Below are 16,778 nucleotides of genomic sequence, written 5' to 3'. Positions count from 1 at the left end.
GGGGCCGGGGGATGATATGCGGATTGCAATTACACGATTGAAAGGGAAAGATGGGGATGACCAGGCACGGTGCGCACGAAGAGGCCACGATTGTTTCACTGTTTCCCCACTTGTCGGGGAAATGAATAGTGATCAGATAGATCTATTCATTCAGGATGTGAAGGATCGAAAATTTGATTGTATTTTCTTTACAAGTGCTCTTCCAGCCCATCAGATAGGGCCGTGCCTTCAGGATCTGCCCCTCCCACGTGTAATCGCAATCGGGCCGCAGACTGCAAAAGCTCTGCGGGAATTTGGCATCATGTGTGAAGTTCTCCATGAATTTTATTCCCGGGCATTTGTTCCATTCCTGGGTGAATGGATTGTTGGGAAAAAAATTGGAATTCCCCGATCAGATGCACCGAATGAAAAACTTTTCAATGGCATCCGGGATGCAGGGGGATTCCCATTTGAATATCAGATATACTCCCTGATTCCTACCTATGAACTCCTGAGTCTAGGCACAGCAGAGGGAATTTTGTTTACGAGTGCCTTATCATTCAAATCTGCCCTGTGGAAACGAAGAGAGGATCTGGTCCTTATCGCAATCGGCGAAGTAACTGCTGAAGCTATGGAAGAAGCAGGACTTATCCCTGATGTAATTGGTGATGGATCTCTTGAAGGCACGCTTGATGAATTAAATCTCTTTTTACTCATGAATCCAGGTGGATAATGAACCAACAACAACATACCCTGGGAAACATAGCAGCCCACCAGGGATCTATCATCCTGATCGACAAGCCTCGAGGACCATCCAGCCACCAGGTTGCCGCATGGGTCAGGGAGATTACCGGCGTGTCATCAGTTGGTCATACCGGCACTCTTGATCCGCCGGTATCAGGTGTTTTGGTAATTTTACTTGGAAGAGCGGTCAGACTAACAAGTATTCTCCACCAGGATGACAAGGAGTATATTGCCCTCCTCCGTCTTCAGGGAGACGTGTCAGATAATGATCTCAAAGAGGTCATTCTGCATTTTACCGGCAGGATATACCAACGACCTCCGAAGAGAAGTGCAGTTAAGCGGGCTCTGCGTATTCGGGAAATCCATGAGCTCGAGATGCTTGACCGAAATGACCGCCTGGTCCTTCTCAGGGTAAAGTGTGATTCGGGTACATACATTAGATCATTATGCCATCACATTGGCCTAGCCTGTGGAGTTGGCGGACATATGGTTGAGCTCAGAAGGACGCGGTCAGGTCCATTTTATGAAAAAGATTGTGTAACATTGCATGCCCTGCGAGATGCTGTTGAACAGGCACGTACGGGTGATGAGACTGCCCTTGCACAAATCATTCGATCACCTCTTGAGGCTCTTGAAGGAATGCCACGAATATACATGAAAGAGTCAGCAGCGGATGCCATCTGTCATGGGGCACGACTATCATCACGAGGGATAATGAGTTTTGATAAGTTCCAGATGGAGGATCTTGTGGTTATGATGGCAGGAGAGGATCTTATCGGAATTGGAGAGGCACTTATGACAAGTTCACGTATTGTTCCCGGAGAAAAGGGACTCGTTGTCGCTCCCCGCCTGGTGCTGCAGGACACCGGAATTTACCCTGCAGTATGGAAGACTCATACCCCTAGAGAGAAAAGCCTTAAAAGAACTGACTGCTAATGTATATAGGCATCTCATAATTGCTGAGGTAGTCTAGTCTGGGAAGGCGCAAGATTGGAAATCTTGTGGGAGCAATCCCTCGGGAGTTCAAATCTCCCCCTTAGCGTTCTGGTTTTTTTCTATTGTTCAGTAGTATTTCTTTGAAATGACATGATTTTGCTGCTTTTTCAAACCCATTTGGAATGGCCTGAATAAGGCCAATATAGATCCCGGTCTCCCATTCAGCAGAAACATCCCTATGAAATGTAATTTTATTAAACACAAATGTATAGCAACATGGAGTTTATGAGATCGCATAGACTAAGTCAAATGGTTTTTTTATTCATCTAAACACTGATTATATCGGGGTACAGACGAACGATACACAATATTTGATAATATGATAGAAAGAACAGTGATTCAGAATCCAGGCCTTAGGTGAGGGGATGATGGACTGGCAGTTTATCTTTGCACTTTTTTCAGGAATCATCCTTTTTCTCTATGGGATAGAACAATTTTCAGGAGAAATTCAACATGTCGCGGGAAAACGGTTCAGAAATACCCTCCAGCGTTATACCCGGACACGAATTCACGGAACTATATTAGGAACGCTGATAACTGCATTTATCCAGTCAAGTACAGCAACCACGGTGATTACCGTTGGGCTTGTTAATGCTGGCACACTTTCATTCATCGGATCTCTGGGAATAATTTTTGGGGCAAACATCGGCACAACTATTACAGCACAACTGGTTGCATTCAAACTAACATCCTTTGCTCCGGTTTTTATCGTAATAGGATTTTTGATAAGCATCATTGGTGGTCGCTGGAGGGCATTTGGTAAACCAATATTTTATTTTGGACTGGTTTTTTTCAGTTTAAACCTTGTTTCATCAATACTTGCGCCATATCAAAACGATCCGATGTTGGTAGGAATCATAGCATCATTGGATAATGTCATTCTCGAAGTTCTAGCAGGATTTATCATCACGTCAATCTTCCAGTCTAGTTCTGTTACCGTAGGTCTTATTGTCATCATGGCAATGACCGGAATCATAACTCCTGCCGAAGGAATACCAATTGCCCTCGGGGCTAATCTCGGAACACCCACCACAGCCCTCCTGGTATCTCTCCGGATGAATACAGCTGCGAAACGAACAGCAGTCGCACAATTTCTTTTCAACCTGATAGGAGTGATCCTTTTCATACCAATTATGACACCATTCGGCACTTTCGTGACTGGTTTGGGTGGTACTCCTGCTCAACAGATAGCAAATGCCCATCTCATCTTCAATGTATCATGTGCCATCCTCTTCCTTTTCCTCCTCGGCCCATTTGCAACACTGGTGAAAAAACTGGTTCCCGGTAATGAGAGCGAAATTGTGTACCGGCCATTACACCTCACATATCCCCTTCCATCTGAAACAAATGAGGCATTAAACCAGATAGAACAGGAGATTCATCATCTGATAAAACTCAATAAGAAAATGTTGAAAGAGACCATTCGTAAGGATTTGCATGATAAACACATCAAGAAAACAATATCACATCTTCATGGATATATCCTATTCCTAGCCAAAGAGATACAGGAGGCTGTATTTTCAGTCTCAAAAAGTGAAATCTCTTCAAAGGATGCAGGAAATATTGCAATCCTTATCCGGGTGAATGATCTCAGTCATCAGCTTGCAGATCAGATTCAATATCTCACAGAAAAACTTCAATTAGTGGAAAATAGGCAGAAATTAGTTTCAAACGGGTTTTACAAAGATTTTTCATTGGTCACATCTCCGGTTATGGAAAACCTTCATCTGCTCTGCAGATCATTCCCATCTCTTTCCAAATCCAGTGATGAAGCAATGAGAAATAATGATTCGCTCCTTCGTGACACGGTAAACCATCAATATGGGCTGCACATAAAAAGGATGGCAAACCAGGAAGACGAATTTGGCAGTATTATGTATGGGATATTATCTACAATGGAACAAATTTCAGCCACTATACGGGAGATCAGAAAAACAATCCTGTTAAAAAAAGAGGGGTAAAAGATCTAAGAATCTGATATCCATCTTGCTATCCAGTCGCCTACACCACTTGTGCTGGCCGATCCACCCATATCCTTTGTCACAATTTTTTCACGGATAGAAGCTTCAATACCCTGCAAAACCCGGTCAGCAGCCTCTTTCTCTCCAAGGTGTTCAAGAAGCATTGATCCGGCCCAGATTGTTGCAAGAGGATTTGCAACGTTCTGACCTTTGTATTTCGGTGCAGATCCATGAATAGGTTCAAACATACTGGTTCCTTCAGGGTTAATATTACCGCCTGGAGCAAGACCAAGTCCTCCCTGAATCATAGCGCCAAGATCAGTGATGATGTCTCCGAACATATTCGGCGTCACAACGACATCGAACCATTCCGGATTTTTGACAAACCACATGGTGATAGCATCAACAAAGGTGAACTCATGGCTGGTCCCCGGATACTTCTCTGCGGTCTCGAGGAATACATCCCGCCAGAGACCATACACGTCAGACAGAACATTGGCCTTGTCCACCGAGGTAACCTTCTTCTTTCTGTCCTGTGCCATGTCAAAAGCATAGGAAATTACCCGGCTGGCACCTTCCCGGCTGATGACACCAATCTGGTAGGCAAGTTCGTCTGAATCGGTCTCGACATCTAGTCCGAATTTCACTGAGTACAGATCCCGGTTAACCTCAAGCATCTTTTTCTCATGACCCTTTAGCCTGGATCCTATCCCGACGTAAAAATCCTCAGTATTTTCCCTGACCACTACAAAGTCGATATCTTCCGGTCTCTTGTTTGCAAGTGGTGTCTCTACTCCGGCAAGCATACGGATTGGACGAAGGTTTATGTACTGGTCAAAGTAAAACCGAAGATTGAGGAGAATTCCCTTCTCCAGGATACCTGGTTTTACCCGGTCGTCACCAATGGCGCCAAAATATATTGCCTGAAATTTTTCAAGTTCCTTCAGGTCATCCTCGGTAAGAAGTTCTCCGGTGGCAAGGTACCGGTCTGCCCCGATATCAAAACCAGTCCATTCGATATCAAAACCAAACTTTTCACCTGCTGCTTCGAGGACAATTTTCCCAGAATCAATAATCTCAGGACCAATGCCATCCCCTCCGATTACTGCTACTTTGTGCACAGGTCTTCACCTCGTATTGTTTTTGCATATGCAACAAGCCCTCCGGCATCAATAATCCGTCTAAGGAAATCCGGAACCGGTTCGGTAGGCAGTTTTTTGCCAGAAACATCAAGGTATCCCTCATCAAGATGGGGGACGACATTATCAGTTTCATTAATTTCTGATGCACGGGGGCATATTACCGGTAACAGACCAACATTGATGCTGTTCCGGTAGAATATCCGGGCAAATGATTCAGCGATCACCATCTGAATACCGGCACCGGTCAGAGCTAATGGTGCATGTTCCCGGGATGAACCACATCCGAAATTTCTGCCGGAAACGATGATATCCCCTTGTTTTGCTTCTTTGGAGAATTCGTCCCTGATTCCCTCAAATGCATGTGTTGCCAGCTCGGTAGGATCATTGATAGTCAGGAACCGGCCTGGAATAATAGCATCAGTATCGATGTTATCTCCAAATCTCCACACCTTCATCATCGCACCTCCCGTGGATCAGTTATTTCTCCATGAATGGCTGTTGCTGCAGCGGTGGCCGCAGATCCAAGGTAAACTTTACCTTCTGCCGACCCCTGTCGTCCCCGGAAGTTCCGGTTGGATGTTGAGAATGAAACCTCACCAGATGCGATAAGGCCAAAGGATCCTCCCATACATGGGCCACAACAGGGTGCTTCGACAAGTGCCCCGGCCTCGACAAACTGTTCAATAAGTCCGGCTCTAAGTGCTTTCAGATACTCAGCCTTTGATGCAGGTATCACTAAAACCCTGACATCATCAGAGAATTTTTTATCCCCAAGGACTTCAGCAGCCTCTTGTAGATCTTCAAATCGTCCATTTGTACAGGAACCAATAAAGACCTGGTCAACATGAGTTCCAGCAATCTCGGTCACATCGACAACCTGATCAACATTATGGGGGGTTGCAACCTGTGGAACAAGATCAGAAACATCATAGTCACGCCATGATGCGTATACAGCATCCGGATCACTCACAAGGTCTTCATCCCTGCAAGTACATCTGCCTGAGAGGTACTCCTTTGTCACCTGATCAGGAGGAACAATGCCTGCTTTTCCACCCATCTCAATCGCCATGTTACAACAGGTCATCCGACCAGCCATATTCATTGAACCAATGGTATCACCGGTAAACTCTACTGCTTTGTAGGTTGCCCCATCCACGGTAATATCCTTGATAATATTGAGGATAAGGTCTTTTGCACCAACCCTTTTCTGAAACTCTCCGGTGACATCGGCCCTGATACTCTCAGGAATTCTGAAGTACAGGCAGCCGTACCGAAGGGCAAATCCCATGTCAGTTGACCCGACTCCGGTTGCGAAAGCTCCGACTGCACCATACATGCAGGTATGTGAATCACTCCCGATGACAATATCACCTGGGCAGACACGACCCTTTTCCAGAGTCACCTGGTGACAGACTCCTTCTTTGATGTCATAGTTGTGAATACCTTGCTCCTTTGCAAAAATTCGCATATTCTTTTGGATCTCTGCAGCATTCAGGGAGTCGGCTGGTACCTGGTGGTCAAAAAGCATAATGATCTTTTCCGGATCAAAGACTTGCTTGCCACCCATTTCATAAAATTTCTCAATAGCAAGCGGTCCGGTAATATCATGAATCATTGCTCCGCTTATTGGAGCCATGACCACTTCGCCTGCCGTTACGTCCCGCCCACACCGGGCTCTGAATATTTTTTCAGTGATTGTTCCTGCCATTCCGGTACACCATATTTATTGCGTTAATCATCGCCTCCGTTGACGCTAACACCACGTCATCACCTGATGCGGCGGCATCAAACAGCCTGCCTTTCTCATCTTCAACAACCAGGGTGACATGTCCGATTGCATCACTCCCTTCAGATATCGCAGAGATGTTAAACTCTTTTAATACTGCTGGTTTTGGAACGGTGCCGATCAGTGCCTTAATGGCGGCATCGACTGCACCATTGCCAGTCCTGCAACAGACCTCTTCCACACCATTCACCCGGGCCCGAACTGTTGCGGTTGGGATCATGTGGTTACCGGTCATAATAGCAATATCAACCAGCTCTACATACCGGCCACCTGCAGATGCACCTGTTACGGTCTCTGCAATCTCATACAGGTCATGCTCAGTGACTTTCTTTCCCTTTGAGGAGATCTGCTTAATTCTGCTGATGATATCATCCATCTGGGTATCATCCGGTGAAATATGCACCTGGTTTAACATCTCCCGGATTGCGTGTCTTCCGACATGTTTCCCCAGTTTCAGCCGACGCCGGTGACCAACCATTTCCGGGGTCATGATTCCTGGCTCAAAAGTACTGGAATTTTCAATGACTCCCTGCGAGTGAATACCACTTTCATGAGAAAAGGCAAACTCACCAGTCACGGGGTATGTCGGAGGGACCATGATCCCGGAAAACCGTGATATCATTCGTGAGGTTTCAACCAGTCGCTCGGTTTGGATCCCGGTGTCACATCCGAAGATGGACTCGATAACCATGACCGTACATGCTAAATCTGCATTTCCTGCCCTTTCACCAATCCCGTTCACCGTCACCTGGACCTGATCTGCACCAGCTTCTACCGCCGAAATGGTATTTGCTGTTGCCATTCCAAAGTCGTTGTGACAATGGACATCGATGGTTACGGGGATTTTCGGACGTAATGCATCAATCATGGCTCTCATTGAGGTTGGCGTCGCAACACCGACAGTATCCGGCACATTTATTGCTGTAGCTCCGGCCTCAACCGCGGTAGTATAGACCTCTATCAGCTCGGGAATGCTGGTCCGTGTAGCATCCATGGCAGAAAACAGCACCTTATCTGCATGATCCCGAGCATACCTGACAATTTCACCAGTAATGGCGACTACTTCTTCGTGGCTCTTGCGGATGGTGTGTATTCGTTGGACCTCAGATGTCGGTATGAAAACATGCACCATCTCCACACCAGCGTCGATGCACCGGTCTACATCCTGTTTTACCGATCTGGCCAGACCACAAACGATAGAATTCAGGTTTTCTGCTACAATGGCCTTCACTGTTGAATACTCATCGGCTGAAGATGCTGGAAAACCCGCCTCAATGATGTGAACACCGATATCAGATAACTGATGGGCGATTTCTATCTTATCTGAAGGCGAGAAAGACACACCCGGAGTTTGTTCCCCGTCACGGAGTGTCGTATCGAAAACAGTAATTTTTCGTGTACAATGCTTATCGCTGGAGAAAGCGACCTGCCGTACCAGATGATACGACGTTCCCTGTCCCGGTTACGTTTTGAGACATGATCATACAGGTAGTAGGTTTTGACTTATAATATTTTTGATCGCTGGTGCGGTCATTGGATCCCCATCTACACCATTCGAGTGAAATCATAACTGGGCATGATGCGAATTGTGTATGGAAAAGACATCAGTTGGTGCATCTACCAGATTAGAAAGAATAACACAGGTAGAAATACGGATCTATTTCATGAGGGTGTGTATAATTTCCGGAATGGCATCAAGGTTTTCAAATGACTCATAATATCCATCAAGAAACTGAATTTTTGTTATTTTCGGAGTAAAATCCAGGGACAACGCATCTTTTATCCATTTTAATCTCTCATCAAAGAGCATTTCAGCATCCAAATACTCAAATGACGGGCTGATAATAGTCTCATTTTCCACCTGGGCAAAATCCTGTACCACAAACCGCGTTGATGAAGGACTGATTTCTTGAACCGACACAGTTTTTTGAAATACTGCTTCAAGCCGCTCTTTGGCAACATTCTTTACATCCATCACGACAGTTGCCAGAGAGTATGCACCAACCTCAATATGATTTGCCTGGTAATTCATCTGCACTGCAGCATTACCCATTTCATCGATTGAGATATCAACATGATCTACAGAAAAGGCATGCACTACACCAGGAATCGCCAAAAAAAGATTGTGATTATTAAAAAAATATTCATATTCATATCAGTATATCGTTCCGTTTTAAGAAGAGGTTTTCTGGTCTACTTACATCTGAATAGATGCCAGGCAGGTATTAGAATTAAAAATAAGGCGGGGAATAATTCACAATTTTCCTGCTTCTATACCCATATCAAAAGCTTTTAGATTCAGATCCACCGTCTTTGGTGGTACGGTTTTTTTGATAGCATCCTGTAAAGACTCTTTCTTTAAAGGCAATGCAGGAGATGCTGCACCAAGGAGCACGATATTTTGAGTAAGGATGTTACCTGCTTCTTCTGCTATGCGTCGGGTATCTATTATCGAGTATGTCTTATCTCCCAACATTTCTAGAAGCATATTTTCAGTTGGTGCCGGGTAATCCTGCATAAACACTGATGTTGGGACTACAAAATCTCTGCTGGTAAATATTGAGCCATCCGGTTTAAGCCAGTGTGCTGCACGGACTGTTTCAATGAGATCAAATGAAAGCAGGAGATCGGCATTTCCCGGTGAAATAAGCGGACCAAATTGTTGCCCTATCCTGATCTGTGACTCAACAGAACCGCCCCTCTGTGCCATACCATGAGTTTCTGCTCCTCTTACCGGGATTCCCTCTAACACACAAGCTCTTCCCAGAATATTAGAAGTGAGGATAGTGCCCTGACCCCCGATTCCAACAATCATGACATCAAAACTCATTCCTTTACCTCCCTACCGATAGCACCGACCGGACATATCTGGACACATACGCCACAGCCGGAACAGAGATCGGTTATCGAAGCAAGACCTCCATTGAGTTCTATTGCAGGACATCCGAACTTAATACACGCTTTGCACCCGATACAGAGATCCTTATGGACCATGTAACGACCGCGGTTAATCTTTGCCCGTTTCTCAGAGATTACACAGGGCTGGCGGGCAATGACAACCTTTACACCCTGACGTGCTTTTGCCTCCTTTAAGACATTAATAAAGGTCGTTAAATCATTCGGACTGACGGTCTCTACAAATGTTGCACCACTTGCACGACAAATAGCTTCTATTGATACGGAAGGAGTTGATACCCCGCATGCAGTTACTCCGGTTGTCGGGTTTGGCTGATGACCAGTCATAGCAGTAATGCGATTATCAAGTATCACAACCGTGATATTTGCCCCATTATAGACTGCGTTAACCAGTCCCTGGATACCCGTATGGAGGAAAGTGGAGTCACCAATCGTACAGACAATATCCCGGGGCTCTCCAGCAAGAGACATACCAGAAGCAATCGTGATAGATGCACCCATACAAATTGTTGTATCAACCGTTCCCAGTTGGAGTCCAAGTGTGTAACAACCGATGTCACTTGGAAATATTGCATCACGAAAGACCTTTTTCATGGCAAACATTGCTGTCCGGTGCATACAACCCGCACACAGGATCGGAGGACGCACGGGAAGTGCCGCAGGAGATGATGCAGACAGATAGGTGACAGACGTGTCAAATCCAGCGGAATGCATGTACCCTGCAACTCTTTCAGGGGCAAGTTCTCCTTCGTACGGGACATGTCCGGTTTTTTTACCATATACCGGAATATTTCCACAGACCTGCCTCGCTACCTCTTCAATGACCGGTGAAAGTTCTTCAACAACCAGAATCTTCTCATGTTTGCGGATAAATTCTCTAAACCAGTCTTCATCAATCGGGTATGCACCAATTATGGCAAGAGATACATCCGGACCGATAACCTCACGGACATATGATGAGCCAACACCACCACAGATAACTCCGGTTTTTCCTTTGAGTTCATATCGATTATATCCTAATTCGATGAGCCTTTTCTTTAATGCCGGTTGTTTCTGATTGAGTTTCTGATGAAGAATTCTCGTATGCGCGGGAATGACCACATATTGACGGGGATCTTTTTCAAACAAAGCAGTCCGATGAGAGCTTTTGATCTCCCCCATATCAACATCACTTTTCGAATGACAGATACGGGTGGTTGGACGGAATAAAACCGGAAGAGAAAACTCTTCAGATAAGGCAAATGCATCCCGTACCATATCATGAGCCTCCTGGAGTGTTGATGGATCAAGACAGGGAATCCGGGCGAAACTTGCATAACACCGGCTATCCTGTTCATTTTGTGATGAATGAGCATATGGATCATCTGCACTCAAAATTACAAATCCGCCTTTTGTACCGGTATATGCGGATGTCATCAGTGGATCTGCAGCAACATTGAGACCCACATGTTTCATCGTGCATATGGCTCTCATGCCACACCATGAGACTGCAAGTGCTTGTTCGAAGGCAACTTTCTCATTTACTGACCATTCAACCTTACAGGCGCGGTCAGGGTCCATCCGCAGGGTATCAATGACCTCAGATGAGGGTGTACCCGGATATCCACAGGCGACATCAACGGCTGCTTCAAGGCATCCATGCGCAATCGCCTCATTTCCAAGGAGATAGTGAACTACCATATTCAAACCCGGACGAGATTCTCTAATTATGTTGCCTGTTCTGGTATGAGTCATGATCTGTTATGTTCTCCAGAACCAGGAAGATCAATACGCAAGTATTAATAAGGAGTGAGTACCACCTGATAAGAGCCTCGGGCCCGTAGCATAGCCAGGTGGTGCACCCGGCTGATAACCGGGAGGTCATGCGTTCGAATCGCATCGGGCCCATTTCTGTTTTATGTCAGCTTCAAAAAGAATTTCTGGCAATTATCGAATCATCCTTATAGCAGGAATTGGATTAGGGCTCACTGCATTATTGTATCTCATCAACCAGGAGATACTAGCCGGCGTCGCGATCATTTTATTCGGAACGCTTCTTCTAGGAACGATGATCTCGGCAGATGCGGCAAAACATGCACGCCCCCTTATGCTTGCAAATCTTTCAGCAAATCATCGTGAAATAATTCTTGAAAATGCAGGAACAAAAGCAGCAGAGAAGATAGTTGTTACTGCAGCAGGGATAGAAAATCCATGGCATGTTGATATTTTACAGCCAGATGAAACAACAAAACTTGCTCTTCCTACGATGGTCACCTCCCTTATCGTGGAAGTGACGTACCAGGCTCAGGATGGCGCCAGGAAAAGTAAAGCCTTCAGTCTTGGAAAGCAGGAACAAGAACAGGATATTTTCAAACCGGTCTTCCCGATATTTGGCTGGAAAGGAAAAGAATAAAAAAATCAGATCGTTTCTTTGGATCTGATAAAGGCAATCGTTTTTTCAAGTGCAAAAAGCAATTCTTCCTGATTCGAGAGATATTGTTGCATTGCTTTATAGAGCATGAACATTGCCTCATACCCATACAGATCAATGACCTGGCGGGGGGTTATTTCTGCAAGATATGAGTCGATGATGAGCTCATCGGCGCTATACATTATCTCGTAAAATTTACCATCCTCACCAAGAAGACAAAATTGATCCTGGACAGAACGAGACATATTATCAGGGCGATAAAGTACCGGTTCAGCACTTTTACCCAAAATTATCATCTTCAGAGGATAGTGTCGTGGATCATAAATTTCTCCCTGATTATCTTTTTTCCCTTTTTCGAGAAGTTCAATTCCGGTTTTTGAGATGACCTGAGTAATCTGGGATGCCATCTTTCCAAGTAATAATGCATCAAGATTTCTGATTTCTTCTGAATACGCATCAATTGACGTATCATGCAGGTTGATGATTTCAACCAGCCGGTTAAATCCTAGTTCAATGACTTCTTCCATTGCAATCAATACCTATACGTCATCCGGACAGGCAAAGAACCGTCTGATCAGTCCCTGACCAATTTACCGATAAGATAATGAGGTGTACATCCGGTAATGGTTACCTGACAGACAGTCCCTAAAACCACTTCCTCCCTGATAACCACTCCTTCATACAAAGAAGAACGTGCCATTACAGAACCGGGTTTTAATTGCTCAGTGACAACAACCTGCAGAACTCTACCAATTTTTTTTGTGTTATCTATCAGGAGGGCAGCATAGGCTTCTTGAATTACTGCACGCGACCGATCTTTTCGAATCCGATCTGGAAGTTCTCCTATCCTGCTCATCCCGATTCCAGGCCTCCAGGAATAACGTGTGACATTGACCATACCCGGTTTCATAAGGCGAAGAAGATCTAAGGTTTTTACATGGTCCTCTTCCGTTTCTCCTGGGAATCCCGTGATTATGTCGGTTGCAATCGTGATGTCTGGGATTTCTGACCGGAATGTTTCTAGGATGTGCAAAATATCCTTACGATGATACCCTCTCTCCATCAGATCCAACACCTGATCTGAACCTGACTGGATTGGAAGGTGAAGGAATGAAAAAAACGGGCCATGTTTCATCGCCCGGGCAACATTTCCTGCTATCGGAAGAAGGGTTGCCGGATTCATCATACCAAGTCGCACCTTACATCTGCCAAGGGATGATGGGAATTGTTCGAGGAGGGATGCAAGTGACATCTCATGGGTGTCACACCCATATGCAGAAAGATCCTGCCCGGCAAGACGGATCTCAACCGCTCCTCCCTCTGCACATGCAACAACCTGTGAAATGATCTCTTCAGGGGGAACACTCTGGATCTTTCCACGGGCACGACGGGTAATACAATACCTGCAAGAACCCATACAACCAGGTCCAACCTGAACAACCTGTACGGATCCTTTTCGTATATAGGGGATGTACACTGCGGCGTGATGAATTGAATCTGGCATGATTACCCTGACTTCAGGGAACTGAGCAAGGATTTCCGGACGTGCCAGGGGAAGACATCCGGTAACATACACATCTTTGCCTGGATATGAACCCATCTCCCTGATCATCTTCCGTTCAGTTGTACCAATGACAATGCATGTGTTCAGGACAATAGCATCAGCACTTTCAGGGTCAGTTACAATCCGGGAACCCAGATCTTCCAAAACTGTTGACAAAATATCTGAATCACCGGCATTATAGCAACACCCAAAGGTACGAATATGGACGAAACGGCCGGATAATCTCTCTTTCCAATGGTCATCTGACAAAGGTCGTGCGTCTTCAGACCCCCCGGAAAAATGGTCAGAATTATTCATGGACAGTTGCACTCATCATTCAGGAACCAAACGGCTTAAAAGATATTCTGCATATATGTAGGCAATGGTCAGAATCGGGCTCCTCGGGTGTGGCAATGTTGGGAAAATTATAGCAACCCACCAGGATGGATTTACGGTAGAGGCACTCTTTGACCGCCTCCCGGACCATGCAGAGGAACTGGCCCGGATATGTGGCGCCCCAGCTTTCTCAGATTTTCAGGAGTTTATATCCCAGGATTTTGATATCTGCGTAGAGGCTGCATCAGTTCTGGCGGTCAGGGAATATGCACCAAAGGTACTGGAGAATAGAAAAAATATCCTGATTCTTTCAGTTGGTGCCTTATCAGATTCATATTTTAGAAAAGTATTACTTCAAAAAGCACGGGACCATAATAAGAAGATCCACATTCCTAGCGGGGCTATCATGGGTCTTGACAACCTCAAGGTTGGTCAGATAAGCAGGATCGAATCAGTGCTTCTCAGAACGACAAAGAGTCCGGAAAGTCTTGGACTTTCGATTTCTTCAAAGACTCTTGTTTTCCGGGGAAAAGCAAATGAATGTGTCAAGCAGTTTCCAAAGAACATCAATGTTTCAGTTGCTCTGGCACTTGCGGCAGATCATGATGTAGATGTAGAACTCTGGGCAGACCCGGATGTAGATCGTAATATTCACGACATCCAGGTAACTGGTGAATTTGGAGAGGCGAATATTCGGATCGTCAATCATCCAAGTCCTGATAATCCTGCAACCAGCTACCTCGCAGCACTTTCAGTGCTTTCACTTTTAAAAAATCTTGACAGTCCCCTGGTGATTGGATCGTGACAAAGCGTAACCTGATAGCAGACGCTCTTCGCCTGAAAGCTGAGCGAAAGGCACTCATACTGGCTCATAACTATCAACTTCCTGAAGTTCATGCGGTTGCAGATGTCATTGGCGACAGCCTTGAACTTGCTCTTGCAGCACAAAAAGCAACTGAACCAATCCTTGTTCTCTGCGGTGTGAGGTTCATGGCAGAAACAGCTCTCATCCTCAATCCTGACCGGATGGTCCTGATGCCTGAGCCTGATGCAGGATGCCCGCTCGCAGACTTTTTAACCCCTGATGTTATACTGAGCACAAAAGCACAGTACCCGGATGCTGCAGTGGTCGTGTATATCAACAGTACAGCTGCATGCAAGGCTGTTGCAGATTCTGTTTGTACATCAGGAAATGCTGTGCGGATTGTCAAGTCACTACCACACCGGCAGATAATATTCGGGCCTGATACAAACCTCGCGTCGTATGTTCAATCTGTTCTTCCGGATAAGGAGATCATTCCCATCCCTGAAGGGGGACATTGCTATGTGCACATGCAGTTTGATCCTGCAGATCTTACAGAGGTGAAATCCTCCGGGATTCAAATCATCGCTCACCCTGAATGCCCGCCACAAATCCGGGCACATGCGGATCATATCGCTTCCACCGGAAAAATGGCTGAAATAGCAAAGACTGGATCATCCTGGTATATCTGCACCGAGGTTGGTATGTTGGACCGGCTCGGCGAACTTTGTCCGGATCAGACATTTGTGGGGAATGAAAATGCATTATGTGCAGACATGAAAAAAACCACACTTCAGGAACTTGTTGTCTGCCTGCGTGACCTCACCGGACAGGTGCAGGTACCCCAGGAGATCATGGAAGGTGCCAGAAAATCTCTTGAATACATGTTGCAGGTTCCATGATATTTCCGGACATTCCCCTCTCAAAACTTATCTCATTTGTCGAAGAGGACAGCCAGTTTGGAGATATTACATCAAATGCAGTTATTGAACCACAATCATGTACTGCAGTGGTATCAGCCAGACAACACGTGGTTCTCGCAGGCATTGCAGAGTGTGTCAGATTGTCAGAATGGTATGGGCTATGCATTAAAAAATCGGGTGCTGATGGAACACCATATATGGCTGGTGATGTTATTCTGGAGATATATGGATCTGCACATACCATCCTGCTCCTTGAGCGGACATTGCTAAACATCCTGGGAAGGATGAGCGGAATTGCAACACAGACCAGAACCTTGCAGGACGTGGTCAGATCAATCAATCCAAAGTGTAAGATTACTGCAACCAGAAAAACAGCACCCGGACTTCGCCTGATGGACAAAAAGGCAGCCATGATTGGCGGAGCTGATCCACACCGGTTCTCACTTTCTGATGCAATCCTGATCAAAGATAATCACCGGGTACTTGTCAGGGTGGATGAAGCAGTCAGACGAGCCAGGGCTGCGGGAGCATATCACCGGATTGAAGCTGAAGCTGATACCATTGATGATGCTCTCATGATAGCAGAAGCGGGTGCGGACATCATCCTTCTTGACAATATGGCTCCTGCTGAGGTTGAACAGACCCTTGTTCTTCTGAAAGAAAAAGGAGTTCGCGATAAGGTCGTGATTGAGGTATCCGGAGGGATCACCGGAGAGAATCTTGCTTCCTATGCTCCCCTCGCGATTGACAGGATTTCTATGGGATCACTTACACATTCCATCACCAACGCAGATTTCTCTCTTGATATCATGAAACAAGCGTGATGTCATCAGCCTCTTCGACAAGGATCTCTTCTTTTCCTTTCCAGTGCTGGATTGCCCCGATTATTTTAATCCGGTTCCCTTCCTGGATATCAGGGATCTCTCCTACAGAAGCTGGAATGAATATACTGACACCAGAGACATCGAGGATCTGGCTTCCCCCAGCGGCATGATATACTGAACCGATTACCCCCTCAAACCGGACAAGGGTTCCATCTGCCATTCCTGGTGTATATTCTTTTGAATATTGTTCTTTCCCCATACCATCAAGCAGGACAGTTCCTGCCAGACAGACCACTATTACCAGAAGCAGGACGGCAACAGCAAGTTTCTCCTGACTTTGAAACACCAGCATCCCCAGTTGGTTACCCTTTCTTGCGTATGAGAGCTGGTTTTCAGGTGTTGACCAAGAGGCTTTG

17 protein-coding genes and 2 tRNA genes are annotated in these 16,778 nt (G+C 45.7%); 9 read left to right on the top strand and 10 right to left on the bottom strand.

Going from position 1 to position 16,778, the window contains the following annotated elements; genetic code table 11:
* Window positions 1–16: 16 nt before the first annotated feature.
* The 4 genes from KSK55_RS11250 (at window position 17) to KSK55_RS11235 (ending at window position 3,680) form a co-directional block, all read left to right on the top strand.
* Window positions 17–712, top strand: coding sequence for a uroporphyrinogen-III synthase (locus KSK55_RS11250; protein ID WP_214419553.1), 696 nt, complete (start codon window positions 17–19; stop codon window positions 710–712).
* Window positions 712–1,659: an RNA-guided pseudouridylation complex pseudouridine synthase subunit Cbf5 gene (locus KSK55_RS11245; protein ID WP_214419554.1), complete on the top strand. Its 948-nt coding sequence runs from the start codon at window positions 712–714 to the stop codon at window positions 1,657–1,659. Before KSK55_RS11250 ends, KSK55_RS11245 begins: the two co-directional genes overlap by 1 nt.
* Window positions 1,660–1,681: 22 nt before the next feature.
* Window positions 1,682–1,765 (top strand) — tRNA-Ser (locus KSK55_RS11240).
* Window positions 1,766–2,084: 319 nt separating this feature from the next.
* Window positions 2,085–3,680, top strand: coding sequence for a Na/Pi cotransporter family protein (locus tag KSK55_RS11235; protein ID WP_218606952.1), 1,596 nt, complete (start codon window positions 2,085–2,087; stop codon window positions 3,678–3,680).
* A gap of 5 nt (window positions 3,681–3,685) precedes the next feature.
* Here KSK55_RS11235 and KSK55_RS11230 read toward each other — a convergent pair whose 3' ends face one another.
* The 7 genes from KSK55_RS11230 to iorA all read right to left on the bottom strand — a co-directional run bounded on the left by KSK55_RS11230 (window position 3,686) and on the right by iorA (window position 11,204).
* Window positions 3,686–4,801 (bottom strand): 3-isopropylmalate dehydrogenase, encoded by a 1,116-nt coding sequence (locus KSK55_RS11230; protein ID WP_218606951.1) that lies wholly within the window; start codon window positions 4,799–4,801, stop codon window positions 3,686–3,688.
* Window positions 4,789–5,277: a 3-isopropylmalate dehydratase small subunit gene (locus KSK55_RS11225; protein WP_218608940.1), complete on the bottom strand. Its 489-nt coding sequence runs from the start codon at window positions 5,275–5,277 to the stop codon at window positions 4,789–4,791. The genes KSK55_RS11230 and KSK55_RS11225 overlap by 13 nt, the downstream gene beginning before the upstream one ends.
* Window positions 5,277–6,530 (bottom strand): 3-isopropylmalate dehydratase large subunit, encoded by a 1,254-nt coding sequence (locus KSK55_RS11220; protein ID WP_214419556.1) that lies wholly within the window; start codon window positions 6,528–6,530, stop codon window positions 5,277–5,279. The genes KSK55_RS11225 and KSK55_RS11220 overlap by 1 nt, the downstream gene beginning before the upstream one ends.
* Complete coding sequence (locus KSK55_RS11215) at window positions 6,511–7,998, bottom strand: 2-isopropylmalate synthase (protein ID WP_256664303.1); 1,488 nt, start codon at window positions 7,996–7,998, stop codon at window positions 6,511–6,513. The genes KSK55_RS11220 and KSK55_RS11215 overlap by 20 nt, the downstream gene beginning before the upstream one ends.
* A gap of 267 nt (window positions 7,999–8,265) precedes the next feature.
* Entirely contained in the window at window positions 8,266–8,724 is a 459-nt protein-coding gene (locus KSK55_RS11210) for a hypothetical protein (RefSeq protein ID WP_218606950.1), read from the bottom strand.
* Between the two features lie 138 nt (window positions 8,725–8,862).
* Window positions 8,863–9,438: an indolepyruvate oxidoreductase subunit beta gene (locus tag KSK55_RS11205; protein ID WP_214419558.1), complete on the bottom strand. Its 576-nt coding sequence runs from the start codon at window positions 9,436–9,438 to the stop codon at window positions 8,863–8,865.
* The gene (gene iorA, locus KSK55_RS11200; RefSeq protein WP_218608938.1) at window positions 9,435–11,204 is read right to left on the bottom strand and encodes an indolepyruvate ferredoxin oxidoreductase subunit alpha; all 1,770 of its coding nucleotides are present in this window, start codon (window positions 11,202–11,204) and stop codon (window positions 9,435–9,437) included. Before iorA ends, KSK55_RS11205 begins: the two co-directional genes overlap by 4 nt.
* A gap of 133 nt (window positions 11,205–11,337) precedes the next feature.
* On the opposite strand from iorA, the gene KSK55_RS11195 reads away from it, so the two are divergent.
* Both KSK55_RS11195 and KSK55_RS11190 read left to right on the top strand, forming a co-directional pair.
* Window positions 11,338–11,411, top strand: a tRNA-Ile gene (locus KSK55_RS11195).
* A 10-nt stretch (window positions 11,412–11,421) separates the two neighbouring features.
* Window positions 11,422–11,916 carry a hypothetical protein gene (locus KSK55_RS11190; protein ID WP_218606949.1) on the top strand — a complete coding sequence of 165 codons (495 nt, stop codon included), beginning with the start codon at window positions 11,422–11,424 and terminating at the stop codon, window positions 11,914–11,916.
* Between the two features lie 5 nt (window positions 11,917–11,921).
* On the opposite strand, the gene KSK55_RS11185 is transcribed toward KSK55_RS11190, so the two are convergent.
* The gene (locus KSK55_RS11185) at window positions 11,922–12,461 is read right to left on the bottom strand and encodes a hypothetical protein (RefSeq protein WP_214419560.1); all 540 of its coding nucleotides are present in this window, start codon (window positions 12,459–12,461) and stop codon (window positions 11,922–11,924) included.
* A 47-nt stretch (window positions 12,462–12,508) separates the two neighbouring features.
* Complete coding sequence (locus KSK55_RS11180; protein ID WP_218606948.1) at window positions 12,509–13,795, bottom strand: tRNA (N(6)-L-threonylcarbamoyladenosine(37)-C(2))-methylthiotransferase; 1,287 nt, start codon at window positions 13,793–13,795, stop codon at window positions 12,509–12,511.
* A 64-nt stretch (window positions 13,796–13,859) separates the two neighbouring features.
* Here KSK55_RS11180 and nadX point away from each other — a divergent pair, with 64 nt between their 5' ends.
* From nadX to nadC, 3 genes are read left to right on the top strand one after another with little or no spacing between them, the layout of a single operon-like run.
* Complete coding sequence (gene nadX / locus KSK55_RS11175; RefSeq protein ID WP_218606947.1) at window positions 13,860–14,618, top strand: aspartate dehydrogenase; 759 nt, start codon at window positions 13,860–13,862, stop codon at window positions 14,616–14,618.
* Window positions 14,615–15,517, top strand: coding sequence for a quinolinate synthase NadA (gene nadA / locus KSK55_RS11170; RefSeq protein WP_218606946.1), 903 nt, complete (start codon window positions 14,615–14,617; stop codon window positions 15,515–15,517). The genes nadX and nadA overlap by 4 nt, the downstream gene beginning before the upstream one ends.
* Window positions 15,514–16,362 (top strand): carboxylating nicotinate-nucleotide diphosphorylase, encoded by an 849-nt coding sequence (gene nadC, locus KSK55_RS11165; RefSeq protein ID WP_218606945.1) that lies wholly within the window; start codon window positions 15,514–15,516, stop codon window positions 16,360–16,362. The genes nadA and nadC overlap by 4 nt, the downstream gene beginning before the upstream one ends.
* On the opposite strand, the gene KSK55_RS11160 is transcribed toward nadC, so the two are convergent.
* Window positions 16,346–16,708 (bottom strand): hypothetical protein, encoded by a 363-nt coding sequence (locus KSK55_RS11160; protein ID WP_218606944.1) that lies wholly within the window; start codon window positions 16,706–16,708, stop codon window positions 16,346–16,348. The two genes, nadC and KSK55_RS11160, sit on opposite strands and share 17 nt — an antisense overlap.
* Between the last annotated feature and the right edge of the window lie 70 nt (window positions 16,709–16,778).

The sequence above is a fragment of the Methanospirillum hungatei genome (assembly GCF_019263745.1).
In the GTDB taxonomy this organism is placed as follows: Archaea; Halobacteriota; Methanomicrobia; order Methanomicrobiales; family Methanospirillaceae; genus Methanospirillum; species Methanospirillum purgamenti.
This window is presented reverse-complemented; position numbering and strand designations above follow the sequence as displayed.